We start from the raw sequence: 4,418 nt of genomic DNA on the forward strand, positions 1-4,418 counted from the left end.
TCCGGGCGGCCCGCTCCCGGCGCTCGGCCCGCTGCTGACGCTCCTGCGAGCGGCGCTCGGCCCGGTTGGCGCTGGCGCCCTCGTCGACCATCTGGGCGTCGCCGCTCTCCGACGGGCCGGAGAACTGCATCTGCTCCTCGCTCACGTCCCGGCCGGTGCCGGCCGCCTGGAGGATGGGATTGCCACCCGCCAGCGCCGCGGCCTGCGCGGCCGACGGGCCGGCCATCGCCGCCTGCTGCCGGCCCGCCTGGACCTTGACGTTGAACAGGAACGCCACGGTCTCCTCGCGCACGCCGTCCATCATCGCCGAGAACATGTCGTAGCCCTCGCGCTGGTACTCGACCAACGGGTCGCGCTGGGCCATCGCCCGCAGACCGATGCCCTCCTTGAGGTAGTCCATCTCGTAGAGGTGCTCGCGCCACTTGCGGTCGAGGACCTGCAACATGACCGACCGCTCGAGCTGGCGCATCGCGCCCTCGCCGCCGATCCCCTCGATCTCGGCCTCGCGCTCGTCGTACCGGGCGAAGACGTCGTCGAGGACGGCGTCCTTGAGGTTCTTGGCGGACAGATCGCCGGGAGAGCCGTACTCGTCCCCGTCGATGATCTCCTGCGCGGTGATCGACACGGGGTACAGCTGCCGCAGCGCGTCCCACAGCTTCTCCAGGTCCCAGTCCTCGACGTACCCCTCGGCGGTGGCGCCGTCGACGTAGGCGCTGACCACCTGGTAGATCATCGACTCGACCTGGTCGGTGATGTCCTCGCCCTCGAGGATGCGCTTGCGCTCACGGTAGATGACCGTGCGCTGCTGGTTCATCACCTCGTCGTACTTGAGCACGTCCTTGCGGATCTCGAAGTTCTGCGACTCGACCTGCGTCTGAGCGTTCTTCACGGCGCGCGAGACCATGCCGGCCTCGATGGGCACGTCGTCGGGCAGGCTCAGCCTGTTCATGATCGCCTCGACGGCCGCGCCGTTGAAGCGCCTCATGAGCTCGTCACCCAGCGACAGGTAGAAGCGGGACTCCCCCGGGTCGCCCTGGCGGCCGGAACGACCGCGCAGCTGGTTGTCGATGCGGCGCGAGTCGTGCCGCTCGGTGCCCAGGACGTAGAGGCCACCGGCCTCGCGGACCCGCTCGCCCTCCTCCTTGGTGAGCTTGCGCATCCGCTCGATCTCGGCGTCCCACGCGGCCTCGTACTCCTCCGGGGTGGTCACCGGGTCGAGACCGCGCTCGCGGAGGTTGAGGTCTGCGATGATGTCGGGGTTACCGCCCAGCACGATGTCGGTACCGCGGCCGGCCATGTTGGTGGCGACCGTGACCGCGCCGGGCCGGCCGGCCTGGGCGATGATCTGGGCCTCCTGGGCGTGGAACTTCGCGTTGAGCACGTGGTGCTTGATGCCCTTGCGGGTGAGCAGCCGGGACAGGTGTTCACTGCGCTCGACGGAGGCGGTGCCCACGAGCACCGGCTGCTTCTTCTCGACCCGCTCGGCGATGTCCTCGACCACTGCGGCGAACTTGGCCTCCTCGGTCTTGTAGATGAGGTCGGGCTGGTCCGCGCGGGCCATGGGGCGGTTGGTCGGAATGGGCATGACCTCAAGCTTGTAGATCTGGTACAGCTCGGCCGCCTCCGTCTCGGCGGTGCCGGTCATGCCGGCCAGCTTCTCGTAGAGCCGGAAGTAGTTCTGGAGCGTGATGGTGGCCAGGGTCTGGTTCTCGGCCTTGATCTCCACGCGCTCCTTGGCCTCGATGGCCTGGTGCATGCCCTCGTTGTAGCGGCGACCGTCGAGGACGCGCCCGGTGAACTCGTCGACGATGATGACGTCGCCGTCGCGGACGATGTAGTCCTTGTCCTTGGTGAACAGCTCCTTGGCCTTGATGGAGTTGTTCAGGTAACTCACCAGCGGCGAGTTGGCGGCCTCGTAGAGGTTGTCGATGCCCAGCTGGTCCTCGACGAATTCCACGCCCTGCTCGGTGACGCCGATGGTCCGCTTCTTGCGGTCCACCTCGTAGTGGGTGCCCTCCTCCAACAGCGGGGCGATGCGCGCGAACTCGGCGTACCACTTGCTGGAACCGTCGGCGGGACCGGAGATGATGAGCGGGGTCCGCGCCTCGTCGATGAGGATGGAGTCGACCTCGTCGACGATCGCGTAGTTGTGGCCGCGCTGGACGAGCTGGGCGGTGTCGTGCGCCATGTTGTCGCGCAGGTAGTCGAACCCGAACTCGTTGTTCGTGCCGTAGGTGATGTCGGCGTGGTAGGCCTCGCGCCGCTGGTCGGGCGTCATGCCGCTGAGGATGGCGCCCACGGACAGGCCCAGGAAGCGGTGGACGCGGCCCATCCACTCGGCGTCGCGCTTCGCGAGGTAGTCGTTGACCGTCACCACGTGCACACCCTTGTCGGACAGGGCGTTGAGGTAAGCGGGCAGCACACAGGTCAGGGTCTTGCCCTCGCCGGTCTTCATCTCGGCGACGGACCCGGTGTGCAGCACGATGGCGCCGATGATCTGCACCTTGTACGGCTTCTGCCCGAGGACGCGGTACGCGGCCTCGCGCGCCACGGCGAACGCCTCGGGCAGCAGGTCGTCCAGCGTCTCCCCCTCGGCCACTCGACGCTTGAACTCCCCGGTCTTCGCCCGGAGCTCGTCGTCGGTCAACTTCTCCGTGTCGGCGGAGAGCGAGTCCACGTAGTCGGCGAGAGCGGTGTACTTCTTGAGCTTTCGCCCCTCGCCGGCCCGCAGCAGCTTGGAAAGAATGGACACAGTCTCGAACGTCCTCGTGGTCGGGGAAGTGGTCGTGGTATCTGCGACCTGCGTGGTGGCACGCGGGCCCGGGTTCATCCTAGGTGCTTCGGGCCGTCCTGACACGCCGAGGGCGGTCCGGTCGAGTGGGACCGGACCGCCCTCGGCGGGTGCGGGTGGAGGCCGTCAGCCCTCGTCGCTCAGGGTGATGAGCCCGTAGTCGAACGCGTGCCGGCGGTAGACGACGGTGGCGCGTCCGGTCTCCGCGTCGCGGAACAGGTAGAAGTCGTGACCCACGAGTTCCATCTTCTCGAGCGCCTCGTCGACCGACATCGGCGTGCCGTCGTGCTCCTTGCGACGCACGATCTGCCCGGGCATCGAGGCGTCGACCCCGTCGTCGTATTCCACGCCGTCGAGCTGCTGGTCCAGCGCGTCGACCGGGGCGGCGTCGGCGGCCAGCTCGGCGGTCGCCTCGGCGACCGACTGCGGCCGCCGGTGCCCGGAGTGGCTGATCTTGCGACGGGTGCGGGCCTTGCGCATCTGCCGCTCGAGCTTGGCCACGGCCGACTCGAGAGCCGCGTAGAAGGTGTCCTCGGCCGCCTCGGCCCGGGCCACTCCCGGCTTGCCCTTGACGGTGATCTCCACGCGCTGGCTCACCTTGGCCAGCCTCGGGTTGTTCTCGTGCAACAGGATCACGTCGAACCGCTGGATCAACGGCGCCATCTTCTCGACCTTCGCCAGCTTGGTGTTGATCCGGCTCGCGAAATGGTCGGGGACCTCGACGTTCCGGCCGCGGATGGTGACCTGGGCCTCGGGGGTGCCGGGATCGTCGGTCTCGGGACCGTCGAAGGTGGCGGGGTCGAGCAGGACTGCGGGGGTCTTCGCCATCGAAGCTCCTCCTCATCGGGCCTGCGGCGGACCGCTGCGACCGGTCCGGTAACCGCCCGGAATCCCGGCCGAAGGGTCCACCCACATGGCTGAGTGGACACTCTGCGGACACGGCCCACCGGAGCCGACAGGCGGCGAATGTGCTGGTGAACCCGTCCGAAGCCCACTCTACCCGCTCCCGCTGACGCCGCACCCGAGACGGCGAAGCTCACCTCGGTCCGCACGCGACGGCGCTCGCTCAGGCGGCGGTGACGGCCAGGACAGCGGTCACCGGCAGGCCTCCCGCCGCGAGGACCGCCACGCACTCGGCGGCCGTGGCGCCGGTGGTCACCACGTCGTCGACGAACAGGACCGTGGCCGGGGTCGCCAGCAGGGCGGCCACCGTGTCCGGCGCCCCGGGGGAGGCGCGCAGCACCGTCCCGGCGGGGCGTCGGCGGATGCGCCCGGAGAGGTTGTCGGCGCGGGCCCGCGCACCGAGGCCGGAGGCGTCACGCACTCGTCCGCGGACCTCGAGCAGCGGCGCCACGACCACCGGGCCGGTCGGTAGCGAGCCGGCGAGGTCGGCGGCCAGGACGTCCACGATGTCACGGACGTGGTCGAACCCGCGCCGTCGGCGGGCCCGCGCCGACGCCGGGGCCGGCACGAGGACGGTGGGACGCTCCCCCGCCTCGGCGATCTCCCCCGCCTCGCGCAGGCGGTCGATCGCCGCGGCGAGGGCGGTGCCGAACGGGCGCGCGAGGTCGGATCTGCCGCGGTCTTTGTAGGCGGACACGGCGCGTGCGGGCGGGCCGGCGTGCCG

At 69.8% G+C, this 4,418-nt stretch carries 3 protein-coding genes; all 3 read right to left on the reverse strand.

Going from position 1 to position 4,418, the window contains the following annotated elements; genetic code table 11:
- On the reverse strand, positions 1-2,752 hold a 2,752-nt coding region (gene secA / locus HMPREF3086_RS12375; protein ID WP_070722138.1), incomplete at its 3' end, for a preprotein translocase subunit SecA.
- 165 nt (positions 2,753-2,917) lie between these two features.
- Positions 2,918-3,619: a ribosome hibernation-promoting factor, HPF/YfiA family gene (gene hpf, locus HMPREF3086_RS12380; RefSeq protein ID WP_007628525.1), complete on the reverse strand. Its 702-nt coding sequence runs from the start codon at positions 3,617-3,619 to the stop codon at positions 2,918-2,920.
- Between the two features lie 238 nt (positions 3,620-3,857).
- On the reverse strand, positions 3,858-4,418 hold a 561-nt coding region (locus HMPREF3086_RS12385), incomplete at its 5' end, for a ComF family protein (protein WP_070722140.1).

Source organism: Dietzia sp. HMSC21D01 (assembly GCF_001815995.1).
Taxonomy (GTDB): domain Bacteria; phylum Actinomycetota; class Actinomycetes; order Mycobacteriales; family Mycobacteriaceae; genus Dietzia; species Dietzia cinnamea.

Coding starts and splice junctions, on each gene's coding strand:
- hpf (WP_007628525.1), bottom strand. CDS start 3,619: ATGGCGAAGACCCCCGCAGTCCTGCTCGACCCCGCCACCTTCGACGGT.